Origin of the sequence: Longibacter sp. (assembly GCF_051155795.1) — a bacterium.
Lineage (GTDB): Bacteria > Bacteroidota > Rhodothermia > Rhodothermales > Salinibacteraceae > Longibacter.
Map to the genome: position 1 here is coordinate 1 of NZ_DAXETW010000118.1, position 20,400 is coordinate 20,400.

19 protein-coding genes and 1 tRNA gene are annotated in these 20,400 nt (G+C 63.5%); 13 read left to right on the forward strand and 7 right to left on the reverse strand.

All coding sequences use genetic code 11. The features are described from left to right. The 7 genes from ACFCU0_RS12140 to ACFCU0_RS12170 form a co-directional block, all read left to right on the forward strand. Positions 1-107 (forward strand): winged helix-turn-helix domain-containing protein (locus tag ACFCU0_RS12140; protein ID WP_434973961.1); only part of this gene is annotated, 107 nt, incomplete at its 5' end. A gap of 68 nt (positions 108-175) precedes the next feature. Beyond that, complete coding sequence (locus ACFCU0_RS12145) at positions 176-1,330, forward strand: PstS family phosphate ABC transporter substrate-binding protein (RefSeq protein ID WP_434973943.1); 1,155 nt, start codon at positions 176-178, stop codon at positions 1,328-1,330. A gap of 60 nt (positions 1,331-1,390) precedes the next feature. Further along, on the forward strand, positions 1,391-2,470 hold the full coding sequence (pstC, locus tag ACFCU0_RS12150; protein ID WP_434973944.1) for a phosphate ABC transporter permease subunit PstC: 1,080 nt from the start codon (positions 1,391-1,393) through the stop codon (positions 2,468-2,470). A 93-nt stretch (positions 2,471-2,563) separates the two neighbouring features. Beyond that, complete coding sequence (gene pstA, locus ACFCU0_RS12155) at positions 2,564-3,448, forward strand: phosphate ABC transporter permease PstA (RefSeq protein ID WP_434973945.1); 885 nt, start codon at positions 2,564-2,566, stop codon at positions 3,446-3,448. Positions 3,449-3,496: 48 nt separating this feature from the next. Beyond that, positions 3,497-4,384: a phosphate ABC transporter ATP-binding protein PstB gene (gene pstB, locus ACFCU0_RS12160; RefSeq protein ID WP_434973946.1), complete on the forward strand. Its 888-nt coding sequence runs from the start codon at positions 3,497-3,499 to the stop codon at positions 4,382-4,384. A gap of 86 nt (positions 4,385-4,470) precedes the next feature. Continuing rightward, a complete protein-coding gene (gene phoU, locus ACFCU0_RS12165; RefSeq protein ID WP_434973947.1) occupies positions 4,471-5,145 on the forward strand; it encodes a phosphate signaling complex protein PhoU in 675 nt (224 codons plus the stop codon). Positions 5,146-5,374: 229 nt separating this feature from the next. Then, positions 5,375-6,199, forward strand: a complete 825-nt coding sequence (locus ACFCU0_RS12170; protein WP_434973948.1) for a metallophosphoesterase — start codon at positions 5,375-5,377, stop codon at positions 6,197-6,199. A 32-nt stretch (positions 6,200-6,231) separates the two neighbouring features. On the opposite strand, the gene ACFCU0_RS12175 is transcribed toward ACFCU0_RS12170, so the two are convergent. From ACFCU0_RS12175 to ACFCU0_RS12185, 3 genes are all read right to left on the reverse strand, one after another. Then, the gene (locus ACFCU0_RS12175; protein ID WP_434973949.1) at positions 6,232-7,749 is read right to left on the reverse strand and encodes a sensor histidine kinase; all 1,518 of its coding nucleotides are present in this window, start codon (positions 7,747-7,749) and stop codon (positions 6,232-6,234) included. Between the two features lie 162 nt (positions 7,750-7,911). After that, a complete protein-coding gene (gene tesB / locus ACFCU0_RS12180) occupies positions 7,912-8,784 on the reverse strand; it encodes an acyl-CoA thioesterase II (protein ID WP_434973950.1) in 873 nt (290 codons plus the stop codon). 333 nt (positions 8,785-9,117) lie between these two features. Further along, entirely contained in the window at positions 9,118-10,047 is a 930-nt protein-coding gene (locus ACFCU0_RS12185; RefSeq protein ID WP_434973951.1) for a DMT family transporter, read from the reverse strand. A gap of 96 nt (positions 10,048-10,143) precedes the next feature. Between ACFCU0_RS12185 and ACFCU0_RS12190 the strand changes: the two genes are divergently transcribed. Further along, positions 10,144-10,362, forward strand: coding sequence for a dodecin (locus tag ACFCU0_RS12190; protein WP_434973952.1), 219 nt, complete (start codon positions 10,144-10,146; stop codon positions 10,360-10,362). A 358-nt stretch (positions 10,363-10,720) separates the two neighbouring features. On the opposite strand, the gene ACFCU0_RS12195 is transcribed toward ACFCU0_RS12190, so the two are convergent. From ACFCU0_RS12195 to ACFCU0_RS12205, 3 genes are all read right to left on the reverse strand, one after another. Next, positions 10,721-11,590 carry an NAD-dependent protein deacetylase gene (locus tag ACFCU0_RS12195; protein ID WP_434973953.1) on the reverse strand — a complete coding sequence of 290 codons (870 nt, stop codon included), beginning with the start codon at positions 11,588-11,590 and terminating at the stop codon, positions 10,721-10,723. A gap of 827 nt (positions 11,591-12,417) precedes the next feature. After that, positions 12,418-12,490, reverse strand: a tRNA-Gln gene (locus tag ACFCU0_RS12200). Between the two features lie 158 nt (positions 12,491-12,648). Next, a complete protein-coding gene (locus ACFCU0_RS12205) occupies positions 12,649-13,437 on the reverse strand; it encodes a lysophospholipid acyltransferase family protein (RefSeq protein WP_434973954.1) in 789 nt (262 codons plus the stop codon). A gap of 216 nt (positions 13,438-13,653) precedes the next feature. Between ACFCU0_RS12205 and ACFCU0_RS12210 the strand changes: the two genes are divergently transcribed. The 3 genes from ACFCU0_RS12210 to ACFCU0_RS12220 are packed head-to-tail and all read left to right on the forward strand — an operon-like array spanning position 13,654 to position 16,257. Beyond that, positions 13,654-14,379, forward strand: a complete 726-nt coding sequence (locus tag ACFCU0_RS12210) for a hypothetical protein (RefSeq protein ID WP_434973955.1) — start codon at positions 13,654-13,656, stop codon at positions 14,377-14,379. Beyond that, positions 14,331-15,566 (forward strand): bifunctional diaminohydroxyphosphoribosylaminopyrimidine deaminase/5-amino-6-(5-phosphoribosylamino)uracil reductase RibD, encoded by a 1,236-nt coding sequence (ribD, locus tag ACFCU0_RS12215; protein ID WP_434973956.1) that lies wholly within the window; start codon positions 14,331-14,333, stop codon positions 15,564-15,566. Before ACFCU0_RS12210 ends, ribD begins: the two co-directional genes overlap by 49 nt. Positions 15,567-15,609: 43 nt before the next feature. Then, the gene (locus ACFCU0_RS12220) at positions 15,610-16,257 is read left to right on the forward strand and encodes a riboflavin synthase (protein ID WP_434973957.1); all 648 of its coding nucleotides are present in this window, start codon (positions 15,610-15,612) and stop codon (positions 16,255-16,257) included. Between the two features lie 32 nt (positions 16,258-16,289). On the opposite strand, the gene ACFCU0_RS12225 is transcribed toward ACFCU0_RS12220, so the two are convergent. Further along, complete coding sequence (locus tag ACFCU0_RS12225) at positions 16,290-17,954, reverse strand: DUF2207 domain-containing protein (protein WP_434973958.1); 1,665 nt, start codon at positions 17,952-17,954, stop codon at positions 16,290-16,292. Between the two features lie 166 nt (positions 17,955-18,120). On the opposite strand from ACFCU0_RS12225, the gene ACFCU0_RS12230 reads away from it, so the two are divergent. Both ACFCU0_RS12230 and miaB read left to right on the forward strand, forming a co-directional pair. Beyond that, complete coding sequence (locus ACFCU0_RS12230; RefSeq protein WP_434973959.1) at positions 18,121-19,080, forward strand: hypothetical protein; 960 nt, start codon at positions 18,121-18,123, stop codon at positions 19,078-19,080. A 157-nt stretch (positions 19,081-19,237) separates the two neighbouring features. Continuing rightward, on the forward strand, positions 19,238-20,400 hold a 1,163-nt coding region (gene miaB, locus ACFCU0_RS12235), incomplete at its 3' end, for a tRNA (N6-isopentenyl adenosine(37)-C2)-methylthiotransferase MiaB (RefSeq protein WP_434973960.1).

The window sequence follows — 20,400 nt, forward strand, 5'->3', positions numbered from 1 at the left end:
ACGTGGTCGACCGGACCGTGGATGTGCATGTGCGAAAGATCCGCGAGAAGATCGGAAGCAAGTACATCGAAACCGTCAAGGGCGTCGGGTACAAGTTCAAAGAGTAGCCGGTCCCGGCCGCCATCCGCCGCCGTCTCTGTCACACCGTCCACCGTTTTTCTTCACTCCCCCACCGATGACGATCCCTTCCCCCGACACGCTGTTCTCCCGCTTCCGCCCATCCGCCATCTGTGGCCTCGGACTTCTTGTTGCCGGTCTGCTGTTCATATTTGCCGGCTGCGGCAGCGATGACAACGCCACCCGCTCGATCCGCATCGACGGATCGAGTACGACCTACCCGCTCACGGAAGCTGTGGCGGAGGAGTTCATGCGGGAAAATCCAGACGTACGCATCACGGTAGGGGAAAGTGGGACCGGCGGCGGGTTCTCCAAATTCCTGCGCGGGGAGACCGACATGAATGACGCGTCGCGGCCGATCACGGCCGGCGAGCGGCAGCAGGCCGAGGATGCCGGCATCGCCTTCATCGAGATGCCGGTGGCTTACGACGGTATTGCCGTGACGGCCCATCAGGGAATCGACTGGACGGACTGCCTGACCGCCCGCGAACTCCAGCGCATCTGGCGGCCGGACAGCGATGTGCAGCAGTGGAGCGACGTGCGCGATGGGTTCCCGGATGTGCCCGTGAAGCTCTACGGGCCGGGGACGGCAAGCGGTACCTACGACTACTTCACCGAAACGATCGTCGGGGAGGGCGGCGCGAGTCGGACGGACTTCACCGCAAGCGAGGACGACAACGTCCTGGTGCGGGGCGTGTCCGGCACGACCGGCGCTCTCGGGTACTTCGGCTTCGCGTACTACGAGAACAATGCCGACCGGCTCGCTCTCATGAAGGTCGACGCGGACACGCTTGGCGGTGGGGCCGAATGCATCGCCCCGAGCGACTCGACGATTCAGACCGGAGCCTATCGGCCGCTATCTCGCCCGCTCTTCGTCTACATTCGTTCGGAGGCCGCCGATCGCGAGGCCGTGCAGCAGTTCATCCGGTTCTACATGGAAAATGTGTCGGACCTCGCGCCGCAGGTGGGATACGTGCCGCTGTCGGATGCCGCGTACGCGCTCAACCTGCAGCGCTTCGAAGGTCAGCGCACGGGCACGCTGTTCGGGCGGCAGGGCGTCGAGGCGAGCGCGGATGTCGAGGCCGTGCTCCGCGGTGAGGCCGAAGGACTGGCTGCCTCTACCGATACGTCGGAAGCGAATACAACGGCAGCTGATACAACGGCAATCGATACGACCGCCGCCGACACCTCGGCGACAGTGCCGTCCGAGTAGCATCGCGCCACCGGGTTCAGGGCGTCGTCGGTCTCTTTCCTCTTGCTTTCCCTGTTCGCAATGACGGATTCGACATCCACAACGGAGGCGGCGGTGTCCGGGGCCCGAACGGCGACCGGCGGGTATCCGCCGCCCGGGGAGGGATCGACCAACGGTTCGCCCCTGCGCGCCGAGGTCTTCAATAGCCCGAAGGAGCGGGCGGTGAAGTACGTCCTCGGTGCGTGTGCGCTGTTGAGCGTGCTCACCACGCTCGGAATTGCCGCCGTCCTGATCGTTGAATCGATCGGATTCTTTCAGGCTGTCGGGCTCGGCGAATTTCTGGGTGGCACGGAATGGACCCCTCAGTTTGCGGATAAGCACTTCGGCATCTGGCCGCTGGTCGCCGGCACGGTTCTGATCACCGTGATCTCGGCACTGGTGTCCATGCCACTCGGCCTGGCCAGTGCGATTTACATCAGCGCCTACGCGCCGTCGACGTTGCGGGCCTGGCTGAAGCCGGGGCTGGAGCTTCTCGCGGGTGTCCCGACGGTCGTGTACGGGTACTTCGCCCTGACCTTCGTGACCCCGGTTCTGAAGTCGATTCTGCCTTTCATCGCGCCGGTCGCCTACGACATCTGGGCCTTCCTGCTCGGCGTGATCCCGTTCGTCTCACCGCCCGACCAGCCGTGGACGGGCGACCTGGGCGTCTTCAACGCGCTGAGCGCCGGACTCGTCGTCGGCATTATGGTCATTCCGATGGTCGCCTCTCTCAGCGAAGACGCCATCCAGGCGGTGCCAAAGAGCCTGTGGAACGGTGCCTACGCGCTCGGCGCGACCAAGCTCGAGGTGGTGACCCGGGTCGTCGTGCCGTCGGCCTTCAGCGGGATCGTGGCCAGCTTCATCCTCGCGCTCAGTCGTGCGATTGGCGAGACGATGATCGTGACGCTGGCCGCGGGTGCAACGCCGAAGCTGACGCTCGACCCTACAGAGTCGATTCAGACAATGACAGCGTTCATCGTTCAGATGGGGAAAGGCGACGTCGCTCAGTATACGATCGAGTACAAGGCGCTCTTTGCCGTCGGCTTCGTGCTCTTTCTCATCACGCTGGGGATGAACATCATCGCGAACCGCATTGTCGCGCGCTACCAGGAAAAATACTGACAGCACCCGGGGTGCCGGAGAGAGCATAGCGCGGCATCCGTACCAGGTGAACCGACACGAGCGACGAGACGATCTCTCGAACGAGGCTTCCGCATGATGGGACAAACGGGCACATTCGAGTTGAGGCGCGGGCGACGAAAGAAGCTCGGAGCCGTGATGGCCGGGGTCTTCTTTGTCGCGACCGTGTTTGGCCTATTGGTGCTGGTCGCGTTGCTGGTAGACGTTGCGATTCAAGCCGCGCCCTGGCTCAACGTACCGTTCCTGTCGTCGATGCCGTCGCGCATGCCGGAGCGTGCGGGCATCTGGCCGGCCATTGTGGGGTCCCTCTGGCTGATGGGCCTGACGGGTCTGATTGCCGTGCCGCTCGGCGTGGCGTCGGCGCTCTACCTCGAAGAGTACGCTCGCGAAGGCTGGCTCTTGCAGGTTATCCAGATCAATATCGCCAATCTCGCCGGCGTCCCGTCCGTCATCTACGGCATCCTCGGTCTCGCCATCTTCGTCCGCTTCGTGGCCCTCGGGAGCAGCGTCATCGCCGGCGCGATGACGCTCAGCCTGCTCATCCTGCCGATCATCATTATCAGCACGCAGGAGGCTCTCCGCGGCATCCCGAGCGGGATCCGGGAGGCGGCGTTCGCTCTCGGCGCCACCCGATCGCAGGTGATCTGGAGCCACGTGCTACCGGCCGCCGCCCCCGGCATTATGACGGGCGTCATTCTCTCGCTGAGTCGCGCGATCGGTGAGACGGCCCCGCTCATCATGGTTGGTGCCGCCGGCATGGTCGTCGCCCCAAATAGCGTGCTCGACCCCTTCACTGTGCTCCCGATTCAGATATTCAACTGGACGGCCCGCCCGCAGGATGAGTTTCAGGGCCTCGCAGCCGCCGCCATCGTCGTACTGATGGTCCTCCTTTTCACGATGAACCTCTCCGCCATTCTGCTCCGCAACTACTTCGAGGGGCGGCGTGCGGGCGGCGGATGACAGCTTCGCTGTTCGCCCCGATTCCCGGACGCAACCTTTCCTCCTGCCATGACCGATACTTCTCAGACGCCCGACCCGCGCGTGGACGCTGCTCAGAACGTCCCCGACGCGACGAACGGCACGGCGGATCAGCCCCGGCGTGCAGCCGATGTTTCGACCGATCCCGACACGGCCACCGGGGAAGACGTCCGCCCCAAAATCCGCATTGGAGACCTCAACTTCTGGTACGGCGATACGCATGCCCTCAAGGGCATCACGATGGATATTGCGCCCAACGAGGTGACGGCGCTCATCGGCCCGTCCGGCTGTGGCAAGTCAACCCTTCTCCGCTGCATGAACCGGATGAACGAACTCATTCAGGGGACGACCATGGACGGTCGGGTGATGCTCGACGGGCAGGACATTTACGAGAAAGAGGCCGATCCCGTGATGGTTCGCCGCCGCGTCGGGATGGTCTTTCAAAAGCCCAATCCGTTTCCCAAGACGATCTATAAGAACGTCGCCTGGGGCGCAAAGATTAACGGGTATACCGGGGACGTGGAGGCGCTTGTAGAGCGATCCTTGAGGCAGGCCGCCCTGTGGGACGAGGTGAAGGACCGGCTCCACACGCCTGCGTACGACCTGAGCGGGGGGCAGCAGCAGCGCCTTTGCATCGCCCGGACGCTCGCCGTTGAGCCGGATGTGGTCCTGATGGACGAGCCAGCGAGTGCGCTCGATCCGATTGCGACGTCGAAAGTAGAAGAAACGATCACGGAGCTCAAAAAGGATTACACGATCGTGATCGTGACCCACAATATGCAGCAGGCATCACGAATCAGTGATCGGACCGCGTTCCTCTACATGGGGCGCCTCATCGAGATGAATCGAACTGATCAGCTTTTCACACGTCCTCAAAAAGACCGCACGGAAGCGTACGTCACCGGTCGATTCGGGTGACCCGTCCCGGTGCAGTGTTCGTCGTGGCGCGGTGCCTGTCGAAACGGCTCATCGCTCGGACTTCCAGCCATACCCGTTCCGTACTCATGTCGAACCGCACCCAGCTGGACCGCGAGCTCGCCTCCCTCCGCAGCCTCATCATCGAAATGGCGGGGCGGGTGGACGAACAGTTCGCCGATGCGATGAACGCGTTGCTAAACGGGGACACCGATCTTGCCGACACGGTGATCAAGCGGGACGATGCCATCGACGAGCTGGAAATGCAGATCGACGATCAGTGTGAGCGAATCCTCGCCCTGCACGCCCCGGTGGCCGTAGACCTGCGCATGCTGATCATGGCCGTCAAGATCAATACCGACTTCGAGCGCATCGGCGACCATTGCCGGAATCTGTCCCGCAACACGGAGTACCTCGTGGAGTGGCCCGGACTCATCGAAGAAACGCATATCCCGGAGATGGCCGACATGTCCCGCTGCATGCTCCGGGAGGTCGAGGTCGCCTTTCTCGACCAGGATCGCCTGAAGGCCCGAAAGGTGATCGCCCGCGATCTGCAGGTCAACCGGATGCACGCCGACAACTTCTCGATGCTCGTGAACATGTCCAAAACCGACGGGGAGCGGGCCGAGGTCGTAGCGCATCTCCTGACGGCGAGCAAAGGGCTGGAGCGTATCTCCGATCACGCGAAGAACGTCGCGAAGAGCATCGTCTTCATGATCGAGGGCAACGACATTCGCCACAGTGGGCTGCGCTCCGACTCGTAACGTGGTACCGGGTCGAGCGCACTGCATCAACTCGTGAAATTTTGTAACCGTTCGTTCACCCTGTCATTATTCTTGCGTCACGTTCCATGGGCATCTTAGCGAACGAGAATCGGTCGTCGTGGTACACCGGATGTATCCACGGCTGAAGACCTCCTTCGGGTCGACTGCCTTTTCGCCGCGCCACGACGCGGCCTCCTCCGCTCTTTGCGTTCAGATCTCTCGCTACGGCATGCTATCATTTCTCGTTCTCGGCGACTGGGGACGGCGCGGTCACAGCGACCAGGCGGCCGTTGCCCGAGGGCTCGCGCGTGCCGCCCGGCGCTACGATGCGGACTTCGTTATCACGACCGGCGACAACTTTCGTCCGGAAGGGGTAAGCGGCGTACTCGACCCGCAGTGGCACGACAGCTTCGACGCCGTCTACGACGTGCCCGCTCTTGACCTCCCGTGGTACGCGTCGCTCGGCGACCGATGCCATCGCGGGAGCACGCGGGCACAGGTGGAATACGCGAAGCATGATCTGCGCTGGCGTATGCCGGGACCGTTCTACTCCATCAACAAACGCGTGGACGACCGCACGCACGCACAGTTCGTCATTCTCGACACGACGCCGCTCTCGAGCGACCGCAACCTGGTCCAGAACCCGGAGCCCCAACTCCAGATGTACTGGCTCCGGAATATGCTGGCTCCTTCCCGGTCGGACTGGAAGATTGTCGTCGGGCATCATGCCCTGTCGACGTTGCGAGCGGGGCCGGAGGGGGATGATGTCGCGACTGTTCTCCGTCAGTTCGGTGCCCAGGCCTATGTGTGCGGATACGACGAGATGCTACAGCTCGCGAGCCAGGACGGGATCAGCGAGGTTTTGAGCGGAGCCGGAGCCGGAGCAAACGTCGCGACCGATCCCGCCGCCGATCCAATCTACCAGAGCGCAACACCGGGTTTTGCGGTGGTGACGCTAGAGGGACTTCAGATGACAACGCGGTTCTGCGACGCCAGCGGTGAGGAGCTGTTTTCGCGAACGCGAGACACGCAGCCGTACCGGCAGGCGGCCTGACCGGCGCTCCGGGTGGCGAGACAGAGGAGCGTTCACTCCGCGTTCGAGGTGCGTGGGAGCGTCACGACGAAGGTGCTTCCTTCTCCGTGCACGCTTTCCACGTCGATGCTTCCGTCCATGGCCTCGACGAGGCGTCGGGTGATCGTCAGGCCGAGCCCCGTGCCCTGACGCGTGAGCGACTCGTCGCGGTGAAACGGTTCGAACAGGCGCGACCGGAACTCCGGGCGAATGCCGGGGCCGGTATCCTCCACGGCAATGGAGATCCGGTCGGGTGTCTCCGCCAGCCGGACCGTCACCACGTCGTCCTCGCTGCAGAACTTGACGGCGTTGCTGACGAGGTTCGATGTGATACGGTTCAGCGATGACGGGTCGAGGTACGCCGTCACGGGCTCATCCGGGGCGTCCAGGCAGAGGTCGATGCCGTCCGATTCGGCGCGGCTGCGAAAGAGGCGGAGGGTGTCTTCCAGCAGCGATGTCACGTCGGTCGTTTCCGGCCGAAACTCGGCCACGCCTCGCTTCAGCTTCGAGAGGTCAAGGACCGAGTTCACCGTTTCCATGAGCCGCTCGCTGCTCTGTCGGATGAGGTCTGCGAAGCGTTCCGGTTCTGGCGGATCCTCCTCGCTGAGGACCTCGGCGAATCCGATGATGGAGGTGAGCGGCGTCCGAATTTCATGGCTCATGTCGGACAGGAAGGCCGCCTGCATCTCGTTGAGCTCTTCGGCTTCCTTGACGGCCGTACCCAGGGCGCGGTTGGAGGCTTCCATCTGTCGGCGGGCCTTTGCTTCCGCATCCAGCGCGCGGGAAAGGGCGGACTGAAGCCGCTCTGCGGAGAGGCGCCGGCGTTCGCTCTCCCGCGTGGCCCGCCGGAGCGCAACGTGGATGATGACGGACAGCAGCGCTGTGGTCAGGAGAGACGACGTGTAGTGGATGATCGACGCGTACGGGCCGGTCGCCCAGACGATGAGGCCCCAGCCGACGAGCGACGCGATGACGACGCCGGCGAGCCAGCGGGAAGACAGCAGCAGGACGCTCGCTCCCAGGAGCATCAGCATCAGGTGCGTTGTGCCCTGCAGGTCGCTCGTCAACGCCAGATGCGTGAGGACGTTCATGAGCACAACGGCAGCGATGGTCGCCCCGACGACGTGGGGATACGGAGCGGTTCTGGGGAGACGTGACCACGACAGCCAGATCCCGGAGCAGATGGCGGCTGCTCCAGCGGAAAGGCCGCTCATGATCCACGACACCGGCGGCGACAGAACCAGTAGATGGATGACGACGAACGCCGCATACATCAGCGACAGACCGATCGATACCGGCCGAATGTACTGGTGCACGCGGTCGGTAATGGCTTCGTCGACGGCGCCGCCCGTGACGCGATGCCGTTCGGCAAGCGTTAGCGACGGTCTGCGTTCGGCGTCCGATGGGGTCGCGTCCGATGGAGTGGCATCCGGTGCCTCGTCGTCCGACGGGGGATCTGCATCACCCGCTCCCGGCGACGGCGTCGGAGGGGCGTGCAGGAGCACGGCACGGGTCGGGGACGGGGTGGGCACGAATAGGTACGGACTGCCGAGGACGCAGAAACAGCGCGATGTAGATTCCAAACGTCACCGGGCGAAACGTAATCCGTGATCAACGGAAATCGCGACGTGCGGTCTCCGGGGAGGTGCACATCGGGGTTTCGGAGCACCCGAGGAGGGATGAGCAAGCGTCGACTACTCCGATTTCCGGCGACGCATCAGGCCTTCCTGTGTTACCGAGGCAATAAGTGTACCGTCATTGTCAAATATTTGTCCACGCGTGAATCCGCGGGCGCCGGATGCACTCGGACTGTCCATTGCGAACAGCAGCCACTGATCCGCGCGCACCGGGCGGTGAAACCAGAGTGCATGATCGAGGGAGGCGAGCTGCAGGCCGGGCGTTGCGAACGTGAGGCCGTGTGGACGGAGCGCGGTGCCGAGGAGGCCGTAATCGGAGGCGTAGGCGAGAACGCTCTGGTGGACGAGCGGATCGTCGGGGAGGGAGCCGCGGGCGCGCAGCCAGAGGTGGCGGCGCGGGGCGGTCGGCTCTGGAGCGAACGGGTCGGATACCGGGTCGACGGGTCGGAATTCGATGGGTCGTTCCTCGGTGAAGAAGGACCGCCGGTCCTCCGGGATGCGGTGGGCGATCTCGCGGAGAAGATCGAGTTCACGGGGAAGGTCCTCCGGTGCCGGCACGTCCGGCATGTCCGACTGGTGGTCTGCGCCCTCCTCCGGGACGTGGAATGAGGCTGACATATTGAAAATGGCCCGTCCGTGCTGGATGGCGACGACCCGCCGGGTGGTGAAGCTGTTGCCGTTTCGGATGCGGTCAACCTCGTACACGATCGGGGCGGTGACGTCGCCCGGCAGAATAAAGTAGCCGTGCATGGAGTGCGGGCTGCGTTCCGCGTCTTCGACTGTTCGGCTGGCGGCGACGAGCGCCTGAGCGAGCGCCTGACCGCCGAAGACGCTTCCGGAGCCAATGTCTTTACTCTGGCCACGAAAGATATTGTGTTCGATGCGCTCGAGATCGAGCAGCCGACGCAGGTCGTCAAGCGTGTAAGCCATGCGGGAGAGGATGGGAATCACCGAGGGAATGGAGCCATCAATCTGCGATGCGTGCTGCACAAAGCAAACCGATCTCGAGGGAATTCATGATGGGTATACCGGGGTGCTATGAGGCTTGGGAATTGGGGATTACGGATAGAGGATTGGGGATGCCGGATTGGGGATTCTCCCTGCCTTTCGCTCGGGAAAGGCCGCCAGGACGCCGCCACGCGGTAGGCTACAGCACCAGCCCCGTATACAAGCGTTTCGCCGGGGATATCATGCCAAAAAGAGTGTACACATAAAGACATTCAAACCTCCATACCTTCACACCCAAACCCGTCCCCGATCCGCTCACATTTCGGGTTCCGTCCTCTTCCCGTCGCTGTTCTGCTCCCCTTCCCGCGCGGTGATCACGCCGGCGGCGACGATGAGCAGGGCGCCGGCGTAGCCCCAGAGGCCGAGGTCCTCGTCCCACCAGATCCCGGCGGCCACGGCGGCGACCACCGGTTCCAGCGTGGCCACGATGCTCGCGCGGGAGGCCGGGAGACGCTGCAGGGCGGCACCGTAGGCCAGGTAGGCGCCGTACGTGGAGACGACAGCGATGGCGATCAGTGCCGTCCAGGCCGCCGCGGATTTGGTGGTGAAAGCAATCCACGGAGCCAGCAGGACGGCGCCCACAGGAAGCGCCACCGCGAACACAGCCGCAGGGACGTACCTCTCGAAATAATAGATCCCGAACGGATAGTATGACGCATACACGAGCCCGGATGTCAACCCCCAGGCGATGCCTAATACCGTAAGGGTGACGCCGGCCGTTCCGCCCAGCGCGATCGCTGCCACGCCGCCCAGCGTTAGCGCGACGGCGACCTGTTTCCGGCGGGTCAAGGGCTCGTTCAAAAAGGCTGCGCCCATCCCTGCTACCCAGGCCGGTGCGGTGTACAGCAGGACCGAGGCCAGGGCCGCCCCTCCCGCCTGCACGGCCAGCTGGTAGGCTCCGTAGAACAGCGCGACGCCAATCACGCCGAACGCGACGATGGCTGGCATGTCGGCCCGATGGATCTGAAGACGTCGGTGCGCGCCGGATGGAGCAATGCGCCGCCCGTAAGCGAGCGCGAGCACGTGGACCGCGAACAGGCCTCCGCCGAGGGCAGCGCGCCAGAAGGCTACCTCCAGCGCCGATACCCCTTCGGCGAACGCGACGCGCGCGACCGGTCCCAGAAGGCCCCAGCAGGTCGCGGCGATGACCGTAAAGACGTAGCCGGATACCCGAGAGGACCTCATCGAAGCGAAGCGGATCGTTTGATCGTTGCAGTTACCGTCCTAAGTGGTCTATACGTTACCGCATGCATCGACTTCTACACGAGCGCACCCAATGATATGGCTGATCACGTCTACAAGCACATCCGACTGACCGGCTCCTCGACCGTTTCGATCGAAGAGGCGATCCAGAATGCGATCGACCGTGCGGAGGATTCCGTCGAAAACCTGCGCTGGTTCGAAGTGAAGGATACACGCGGTCACATCGAAGAGGGAACGGTGAAACACTGGCAGGTCACGATCGAGGTCGGCTTCACGCTCAAAGAGACCGTTGGCTGAGGACCCGGGAAGACGGCTTGCAGCTGGCTACCCCTCCGTCGTTAAGAACGATCTTCCACCATTCATCCGCGGACCTGTCTGGGGATGGGCGCCCGGTGGCCGTATACCCGCGCGAACGTCACGAGCAGCCCTGTTTGCGGTCCCTGTATCGTTCTTGTCGACTGCCGCCCGATCCTCTCTCGAAAGAGCCGCTGCGTCACTTGCTTTCCGTCTGCTGCCTCCAGCGCTTGTTTCTCCGGCCTCGACGCGTTCGTGTCTGACTAGGGCCGTCACCGAGGAGGCATTGCGATCAGGTGCTCACTTTGGGCGCGCCCTTCATTGACCAGCCCGGGTGGGAGCGGGTCTGCGGGAGAACTGTCTATGCACCGAGTAGATTCGCCAGGCGTGGGAGAACGGTGCCACTGCGCCCGTCGATGCGGATTGTTGCGAGCGAATCCCCGCGCGTTGCGCCCAGGTTGATGATGGCAACGGGCCGGTTCGCTTTGGCGGCGGCGCGAACGAATCGGAAGCCGGAGTAAACCGTGAGAGATGAGCCCACGACGAGAAGGGCATCGGCGTCGTTGACGAGGTCCCATGCATCACGCGTTCGCTCGTCGGGCACGTCTTCGCCGAAAAAGACGACGTTCGGCTTAATCGGCCCACCGCAGTGCGAGCAGTGGGCGACTTCGAAACCTTCTGATTCCCTGGGAGATAGGTCGGCGTCTCCGTCCGGTGCCAGAGTCGCAGCGCGAGAGAGCCAGCCGGGATTCCGGTCGAGCAAACGCTGCTGAAACGACCTCCGCGGCTCGGTGCAACCGCAGTCAAGACAAATCACTTCGGCCAGCGTCCCGTGCAGCTCGACCACACGCCTGCTTCCGCCGGCCTGATGGAGGCCGTCGACGTTCTGGGTGACGACGCCGCGGATGCAGTGCGCCCGTTCCAGCTCAGCCAGCGCTTCATGGCCGGCGTTAGGGGTGGCGGCAGAAAACGATGCCCAGCCAATCGCGCTCCGCGCCCAGTAGTGCCGGCGGGCGCCCGCGGAAGAAATGAAGTCGCGGTACCGCATTGGCGTGCGCTCCCGTTCCCGCGCTTGAGGGCCGCGATAGTCGGGGATACCGGACTCAGTGCTTGCGCCCGCGCCGCTGAGGACGGTCACGTCGTGTTTGATCACAAACCCAGCAAGCGCATCAAGAAGATCGCTTTCGGGTACAGGGTCCGGAAGGTGGACCGGTGGTGATGGAGACGACATGGGTTCCTCGCTGATGACAGAAATGCTGCATGCCGTAAACTGTCAGTGACGACGCAGAGTTCGGAAGACGTGCCGCTCCGTATCGAAGCGTCGAACGCAGACATAAAAAAAGCCCGCTCCTCCGGGAGCCGGCGCCGCGTTTTGCTTCGAATCAGCACTTACAAGTATAGTGGTTTGTCGGCACTTCTCCAAATAAGGAATGACGAAGACGGCCGATCCCCCGCGTTGCATTGCGCAATACCGATCCTCAACGCTTGCAAGCGTCGTTTGGCGGCATATCTGCCCCGCTGTACATATTGGGTGGGTATGTGTACAGATCCGAGGTCTCAGGTACAGGTCAGGCGTGTCCGGTTCACATCGTGCGCGGTCGGGCTGTGGGAGGGCGGTGCCCCGCAAGCCGCCAACGGCTGCATACGTACCGTTCAGGCATACAAAAAGCCCGTCCCGATGGGACCGGCTTCAGGCGTTTGCTTCAAATCAACACTCATAAGTATAGTACACGGTGACCAATTCTCCAAATGAGAAACCGTGAAGACGACCGATTTCAGTGGCAGTGGGACACTCTCCGATTGAGAACACGTCTGAGCGCGTTCAAGACAGGGTTCGCTTGTGTGTGCAATAAGGGCGGGTTCTTGTACAAACACGTTCGATTCCCTTGACTGACTATCGTGCCGCACGGGGCAATGATCGCGGCTCGCGTATCCACGACCCATGGCTGCAGCACCGACGGACGACTCATCCGACACAAGCAGCAGACGTGCGCTATGTCAAAAAAGCCCGTTCGGTCACCGGTGGTGACGGAACGGGCGTTATTGGGGCATCCTGTGTTGCCCAGGATGGACTCGAACCATCAACCTTCTGAACCAGAATCAGATGCTCTGCCAGTTGAGCTACTGGGCAATCGTCGGGCCGGGCGATGGACGTCGGGTGGCCCGTGCTGTAGCGTTCGGAAAAATGCACGTGAGCCGCAGCGGGTTCCGGCTGGCAGGCCGCACACCCCGGTTTGACCGATGCTTCACCGACCGATCCTGCCGCGGCGTGCTTCATCATCGATCGTGTCAGGATTCGGCGGCCTCTTCCTCCGGCTCCGCAAGTGCATCGACGTCCTCGGGGGAGACGCCGCGCCACTCCGCGACCTGTGCGATAATTCGTGCGCGCACCTCGCGCTGAAGCTTGCGACTCTCGTCGGGATCGTATTCAGACGTGTCGACAGGCGGAAGCACGCGGACGCGAATTTTCTCCGGGTTGGGCTGAAACCAGATGCTATGCTTCGGAAGGGCTCGACGCGTGCCGTCAATTGCGATCGGGAGGACCGGAACGCCGCTCTTGATCGCCAGCCGAAACGCCCCGTCGGCAAATCGGTGCACGCGACCGTCCCGAGACCGCGTGCCTTCGGGAAAGAACATCACGCTGCATTTTTGCTCAAGGTACGTTCTGGCCTGCGCGAGTACATTCCCGCGGCTGTCGCGGTCTCGTCGGTCTACCGCAATGTCGCCGCTCATGCGGAGAAGCGGGCCTGCGATCGGCATGCTGAACAGTTCAACCTTCGCGACCCACTTCATCTCCCACGGAACACGAGCGATGATGGGCGGATCGCCCTGCGAGAGGTGGTTGCTTACGCACACGTACGGATTCCGCGGGTTCTCAGGGAAAGTGCCGTCAACCTCGACGTCCCAGAATGGGTTAACGTACGTCATCGACCGCCCGAGCCGGCGGAGCATCAGGCCGGTGCGATAGTACGCCGGGTCGCGGTCGAACAGCCGCGTGATCGCCATGATCGGCAGCCAGGCGATCATCAGCGTGACGATCGCAGTCCATACCCAGATGGTGACGAGAGTAGATCGCATAGAGGGCGTGTGGTCAGGTCATGCAGTCGAGCATACCGCAAATGCCGAACGCAACGATTTGGTTCGATAGGGATCCCACCGTGGGAATCGGAACGGTCGTGTTCGTTTCGTGGCTTTCTCGCAGAGCCGGGGCATCCTTTCGTCGGTGCGTCGATACAAATTGACCAGGAACGCCTTGCTCCTTCGATCCCGCTTCATCCGACGACTGCGTGCGCCGTGGCTGACTCGCCCGATATTTTGAAGTACTTCTTCGAAGAGCCAGTTCTGGTGGAGCCCGTGACCCCGGATGCCGACCCGGACGCCCGGCGTCGGGCTGAACGGCCGGAGCGCGGCCCCGGAGCCTCGGGACCGTCCATGCCGATCGACCAGTTGCTGCAGACCGACGACTACTACCGAGGCTACCTCGCCGGGACGCGAACGGACGGAGCGCCGGATCCGGATACGGACCGGGTCGGCCTGACGGCACTGCCCGACCCGGAGGCCTACGTGACGCCTCTGATTGAGGCGCTCGGGCGTTCGTGGTGGGCTGTCGTAGACTCGGACGGCGACGTGCTGGAGATCCACCGAGATACGGCGGCGCGCCGCTTTGCCGCACCGAATGATGCAGCCGCATTGGTCACTGCTTCGGACGCTGTGCCGCCGGAACGCGCCGCTGCCGTGGTGGGTAGGGGACGCCGCGAGGCGCTCGGCCCTCTGCGTGCGGTGCTGGACGCCGGCGCCGTGGTGTTTTTTCCAGAACGGGCCCACGACGGGTTCGACTGGAGTTTCTTCGGTCCCAAGCCCATGCGCGACCGGCTCGTCGCCGCCTTTCGGGCCCATCCTGCTCCCGGGCTCCGTCGGTTCGTCTTGCCGTACCAGAAAGCTCGATCCGAAAGCAAGTTCTACTTCGAAACATGGCAGCTGAAGGAGCCATCGCTCCCGGACTACATCGAGGAAGTGTGATGGCCCGGGGCAACGCGGACCATGAGCACTGGATGCAACGCTGCCTGGATCTCGCCCGGCGCGGGGCCGGGACGGTCAGTCCCAACCCGCTCGTCGGTGCCGTTCTGGTGAGTGCCGGTGGAGAGTGCCTGGCCGAAGGCTGGCACGAGCAGTTTGGGGGCCCTCACGCGGAGGCGAATGCGATTGCGCTGGCGCTTGAGCGGCACGGCGAAGAGGCGCTGCGGAGCGCGACCCTGTATGTGAACCTGGAGCCGTGCTCCCATCACGGAAAGACGCCGCCGTGCACCGATCGTGTTCTTGAGGCGGGCATCCCGCGCCTGGTCGTGGGAACGATCGACCCCTTCCCGGCCGTCAAGGGGCGTGGCATCCGGCGTCTGCGCGAGCATGGCGTGGACGTACAGCTCGGCGTGATGGAGCATGCATGTGCACGGCTGAACGAGCCCTTCTTTCACCACGTCCGTACCGGCCGGCCTCTCGTCACCTTGAAGGTGGCGCAGACCGTCGACGGGCGCGTCGCCACGACGTCGGGGGACAGCCGCTGGATTTCGGGGACGGCAGCCCGCACGCTCGTCCATCGCTGGCGGGCGGAGATGGATGCGGTCCTGGTCGGGTCGGGCACGGCGCGGTCCGACGATCCCCGCCTGACGGTTCGGCATGTGGACGGCCCCCAGCCACGACGGCTCGTGCTGGACCGCCAGGGTACGCTTTCGCCCGATCTGCGCCTCTTCTCTGATGATCACGTCGCACGAACCACGGTCGTGACGGCAGAAGACAAGACGCTTCCCTACGAAAACCGGCTGACGGGCGGCGGCGGGCGCGTTCTACGGGTGCCGCAGACGGCGGAGCAGCACCTTGACCTTCGCGCGTTGCTTCACCGGCTCGGCAAAAATGGGCCCTCGACGGAGCCGGGCGAGAGCCGTACGCCCCGCCCGGTCCAGTCGCTTCTCGTGGAGGCCGGCCCGGGCCTCTCGACCGCCCTGTTCCAGCAGGACCTCGTGGACCGCTACTTTTGCTTTATCGCTCCGAAGGTCAGCGGGCAGGGCACGCCCGTAACGGGCGAACTCGGCACGAGGGAGATGCGGGACGCCCTCACCTTCGCTGAAACGCGCTGGGAGCCGATCGGGGAGGACATGCTCCTCCGCGCCTACCGCCGGCCGGTGGGAGCCGCCCGACGTGGGCAGGACTGACGCGCGGCCCCCGATTCAATTTCATCGCTGAGACGATCCGTCTATGTTTACTGGTATCATCAAAGAAGTCGGGCACATCGAAACGATCGAACCGCTCGGCAGCGACGCTGCGGGGAAGCGGATCACGGTTGCGGCGGAGATGTCTCCGTCGCTTCGCGTGGACGAGAGCGTCTCGATCAACGGCGCGTGCCAGACCGTGGTCGACGCCACGGAAACCACGTTTTCGGTCGTCACGATTGAGGAGACGCTCCGGAAGACGACGTTCGGACAGCTGGCCGTAGGCGATCCGGTGAACCTGGAGCGGGCGATGAAAGCCGACAGCCGCATCGACGGCCACTTCGTGCAGGGACACGTGGACTCGACGGGGACGGTCGTCTCGGTCGAGCAGGAAGAAACGAACTGGCTCTACCGGATCCGCTACGACGCCTCCTACGCCGCGTATCTGATCCCGGTCGGTTCGATCGCTGTTGACGGGATCAGTCTCACGGTGGCGCGGCTGGACGGCGACGAGCTGACCGTCGCGATTATCCCGCACACGTGGGAGCACACGAATGTCCGGACGTGGGAAAAGGGAAGCCCGGTCAATCTCGAGTTCGACATGATCGGCAAATACGTCGTCGGTGCGCTGCAGCCGGGCGGGGATGTACCGGACGCGGCGGCACTGGCCCAGCAGTGGCTGGACGGTCGGTAGGGAACGGCGGGACCCGCCTCCCTACCGTGTCTCTACGAGGCACCGGCTCCCCCTCCACCGGCGCCGCCCGCCCCGGCTCCGGCAACGCCTCCTGCCGTGCTTGCTGCCACCGCGCCGCCCGAATTCCCCGTGCTCGTAATCGCCGCGATGTAGACGGCGAACAGCGTTGCATCGGCCGACGTGCCCGTCTGCTGTAGCCATGCGGGTAGAACCTCCGGTACTCCGGCAGCCTCGATGGTTTCGCCTTGCTCTTTTATCCAGGCTGCTGACATGTCGTCGGATAGCAGGAGCCAGGGCAGTACCTCCGGAAAGCGTTCAGCCGCGCGTTCCGGGTTGTCTTCGCTCAGCGACTCGATATCGGCTTTGGCCTCCTCGATGAACGCATTCAGCTGGGCGCGAAGGCGTCTGCCCTCTTCGGTCGGGGCGTAGCGGGACCCGATGAAGAACAGGCTACCGAGCGATACGCCCAGGAGGGGGCCGACGACATATACGGCAGCCGGGACGTGCTGTGCGATGGCCCAGGCCGTGACCCCGATCGTGAGCACGAGCGTTCCGACGGAGAGCGCAGAGGCCTGCAGGTACGGTCGCGATCGATCGTAGAGCCATCCGCGCTCTACGAGCGTTTTTCGAACCTCCGTCCGTTGCTCTTGCCGGAAGGTCGACATGTCGCTCTGCAATTCGTCGAGCGTGTCGAGCACGCTGAGTTCGTTCAGGAATTCCATCTCGAACGGGCGGAGGTCGCTTTCATTCGGGTGCACGTCCACGGCGATCGTCGTGGTCGAATTGAGCCACGACTCCTTCTTATCCGCACGGAGCGTGAGGTGGCCCCGGCGCGCCAGATCGAAGACCATCGCGCCGTGCATGCGAGGGGCGCGATATTCGCCCAGCATCCGGGCGGCTTCGTACGGCGGCATTCGCGGTTCGCGGGCCATCACGTCCGGTGCCGGTTGGCGACGTCGGCGGATTAGATACGCGCCGAGAAAGGCGAAGAACGTGACGAGGGTGAACGCAAGTCCTTTCAGGACATCGAGCCCGTCAAACTGCTCCGGAACGTCGAACCGCTTCGGAAAGGTGGCCTCCACGGAGTAGCCGGTGCCGACGTCGAGGCTGTCTCTTACGAATGAGATCGACCATCCGCCTCCAGACGCCCGGATCGTTTCCGGCTCCGGCGCAAGCGACAGGCTGTCCCGCGGAATCGCGATCTCGGACGGGAGCATCACCGTGACATCGACGTCAGATACGGGAACGTCGATCTCCGTCCCGATGGCGGTCCATTTGAGCACGTTCATGCCGTCGTCGGACCGTAGTGCGCCGTACACACGATAGGAAATGTCGAAGGACGCAGGCTTGGCCCGTTCAGGATATTGCCAGCGGAGCATGAGGTCTCCACCGGAGCGTTCCATGGAAAGACTGTCCACGGACGTTTCTTCGCCCGTCACGGACACGTGGCTGAGCGAGTCCAGATTGTTCATTTCCACCTCGCGGTACATCGACGAGAAGGTGCCGTGGATCACGTCCAGGCGAAGGGTCTCGCGCACGTCGAGTGCGCCATCCGGGCGGAGATGGATCGTAACATCGTAATTGGAGAACGCGTACTCCTTGCGGTCAGGCTCCGGCGATTGCCCGGCCGCATGCGGGAGGAAGCAGCTGATCCATCCCATCATGAAAAGGAGGGCGAGAAGACGGAGGCGCATCATGGGCATCGGTCGTGTTTAATTGGCGTGCAAGTGATACGATGCTTTTTCGGGAATGGTTACGCGGATTCGTACCTTCCCATTTCCACCGACCGACGCAGGCCCATGATCGGGCACATCCTGCGCTTGTAGCGTTCAGCCTCGTGCACATTAAACGTACCGTCCCGCCATGGATGGAAACAGGCAGTACTCAAACGATGAGATCCAGGATATCTTTCGCCGGGCCGCCGAACGGCAGCAGGCGGCGAAGGAGGGGCAGGGGGATAAGGGCCTGACCCTGGACGAGCTTCGTCAGATCGGAGAAGAGTCGGGTCTGGATCCGGCGCACATTGAGGCGGCCGCCAGAGAGATTGCGCTGGGGTCGAAGGGAGATGAGCCGATTCGGCTCTCGCACACGCCGAAGGGCGTGGAACGCTTCTACGGGATGTCGTCGTCTGCCCGCATCGATCGTGTGTTGCCCGGAGCGGTGGACGACCAGACATGGGATGACATGGTGGACGTGCTGGAGTCCGTATTTCAGAACGCGGGAAAGTCGACGACGGCCGGGCCCATTCGCGACTGGCATCTGGCGTCGTCGCTAAGTTTTGACCGGCGCATCTTCGAGGCGGGTACGACGGTGAACGACTGGCTGCAGATTTTCGACAGTATGAGTCAGCCGACGCGTGGCCCGGTGACCGTCGAAGTGCGCCCGGAAGGGAGTGGCAGCCGTGTTGAGATGTCATATGCGATGCCGTACGGGCGGCTCTGGGAGGGCCCCGGTCTCATTCTCCTCTTCGGCTCGATCGCGGTCCTGACCGGCGGAATATCTCTGGCCGTCGGGGAGCCGATGGTGTTGATTGCGACGTTTGTCATGCTCGTCCTTTCGGTGTGCCTCGGCTCATACACGTACGTATCGCACCGCACGGAGATTAGTCAGACGCAGGAGCGGATGGAAAAGGCAATGGATCGTCTCCAGCACCTCCAGGCGGCACGAGCCGATACGGAGGCAACGGCGATGGACGAGCAGACGATGGAGGAAGGGACCGGTACACAGAACGGTGTACAGACGCCGCTGCTGGACGAGCAGGAGACGGAAGCGTCCGAACGAGGAGCGCCGCAGCGGGGGCAGCGCAACCGTTCCAGGACGTAGCCGGCAGTGCGACAACCGGAGCCGTTTGAGCTGTCATTCACCAAGACTCATTACCTTTCGCCGTGAACCGAACCGAGATCCGGTCGTTGGCTTTGAACGCATCGAATGACGCACCCGACGGTGCGTCGCGTTCCACCCCAGCCAGTCGTACCGCGTCATGCAGCCGATATCCGACATCCAGATCCTCGACAACGACCTGAAGCGCGAACGCGCGGAGGAGAAAGGAATCGATCCCGAGGAGCTCGATCGACCGAAATCCGGCTATCAGGAAATCGACGGGGCCCGGTCCGTCTTCATCGAGACGTACGGGTGCCAGATGAACGTGTCGGACTCCGAGATCGTCGCATCCGTTCTTCGGGAGAGTGGCTACGGATTGACGACCGAGGAGAGCGAAGCGGACGTGGTTCTGATCAACACCTGTGCCATCCGCGAGAACGCCGAGCAGAAGGTGCGCAAGCGCCTCAGCATGCTGCGGGCCGACAAACGGGACCGTGGGCGCGACCTCACACTCGGCGTGCTGGGCTGCATGGCGGAGCGCCTGCGGGAGAAGTTGCTGGAGCAGGAGCAACTGGTCGACCTCGTCGTGGGCCCGGATGCCTACCGCGACCTTCCGCGCCTTCTCAACGAGGCCGACGAGAGCGGCCAGGCAGCCGTCAACGTGCAGCTCTCCAAGGAGGAGACGTACGCCGACCTCGCCCCCGTGCGCTATGACAGCAACGGGCTGAGCGCCTTCGTCACCATCATGCGCGGGTGCGACAACATGTGCTCCTTCTGCGTGGTGCCGTTCACCCGCGGACGCGAGCGCAGCCGCCCGGTCTCCAGCATTCTCCGCGAGGTGCGCCAGCTGGTCGACGAGGGGTACAAGGAGGTGACCGTCCTCGGGCAGAACGTCAACTCGTACCACTACACGGATGAGGACGGCACCGACGTCAGCTTTGCCGAGCTGCTCGACCGCATCAGCCGGGTCTCGCCCGAGCTTCGCATCCGCTACTCGACGAGCCATCCGAAGGACTGCTCGGACGACCTGCTGCGGGTGCACCGCGACCGCCCGAACGTGTGCAACTACATCCACCTTCCGGTGCAGCACGGCAACACGGAGGTGCTCGATCGGATGCGTCGGACGTACACCCGCGAGGAGTACCTGGAGCTGATTGATCGAGCCCGCGACATCTGCCCGGGCATTTCCTTCTCAACGGACATCATTGCCGGGTTCTGCGGCGAGACCGAAGATCAGCACCGGGATACGCTGACGCTCATGGAGAAGGTGCGCTACGACCACGCGTTCATGTTTAAGTACAGCGAGCGGCCGCAGACCTACGC

Excerpts from the sequence above, each read along its gene's own strand:
- pstA (WP_434973945.1), top strand. The coding sequence starts at position 2,564 with ATGATGGGACAAACGGGCACATTCGAGTTGAGGCGCGGGCGACGAAAG.
- ACFCU0_RS12190 (WP_434973952.1), top strand. The coding sequence starts at position 10,144 with ATGGCTGATCACGTCTACAAGCACATCCGACTGACCGGCTCCTCGACC.
- pstC (WP_434973944.1), top strand. The coding sequence starts at position 1,391 with ATGACGGATTCGACATCCACAACGGAGGCGGCGGTGTCCGGGGCCCGA.
- ACFCU0_RS12205 (WP_434973954.1), bottom strand. The coding sequence starts at position 13,437 with ATGCGATCTACTCTCGTCACCATCTGGGTATGGACTGCGATCGTCACG.
- ACFCU0_RS12220 (WP_434973957.1), top strand. The coding sequence starts at position 15,610 with ATGTTTACTGGTATCATCAAAGAAGTCGGGCACATCGAAACGATCGAA.
- ribD (WP_434973956.1), top strand. The coding sequence starts at position 14,331 with ATGGCAGCTGAAGGAGCCATCGCTCCCGGACTACATCGAGGAAGTGTG.
- ACFCU0_RS12185 (WP_434973951.1), bottom strand. The coding sequence starts at position 10,047 with ATGAGGTCCTCTCGGGTATCCGGCTACGTCTTTACGGTCATCGCCGCG.
- ACFCU0_RS12145 (WP_434973943.1), top strand. The coding sequence starts at position 176 with ATGACGATCCCTTCCCCCGACACGCTGTTCTCCCGCTTCCGCCCATCC.
- pstB (WP_434973946.1), top strand. The coding sequence starts at position 3,497 with ATGACCGATACTTCTCAGACGCCCGACCCGCGCGTGGACGCTGCTCAG.
- tesB (WP_434973950.1), bottom strand. The coding sequence starts at position 8,784 with ATGGCTTACACGCTTGACGACCTGCGTCGGCTGCTCGATCTCGAGCGC.
- phoU (WP_434973947.1), top strand. The coding sequence starts at position 4,471 with ATGTCGAACCGCACCCAGCTGGACCGCGAGCTCGCCTCCCTCCGCAGC.
- ACFCU0_RS12170 (WP_434973948.1), top strand. The coding sequence starts at position 5,375 with ATGCTATCATTTCTCGTTCTCGGCGACTGGGGACGGCGCGGTCACAGC.
- ACFCU0_RS12225 (WP_434973958.1), bottom strand. The coding sequence starts at position 17,954 with ATGATGCGCCTCCGTCTTCTCGCCCTCCTTTTCATGATGGGATGGATC.
- ACFCU0_RS12230 (WP_434973959.1), top strand. The coding sequence starts at position 18,121 with ATGGATGGAAACAGGCAGTACTCAAACGATGAGATCCAGGATATCTTT.
- ACFCU0_RS12195 (WP_434973953.1), bottom strand. The coding sequence starts at position 11,590 with ATGTCGTCTCCATCACCACCGGTCCACCTTCCGGACCCTGTACCCGAA.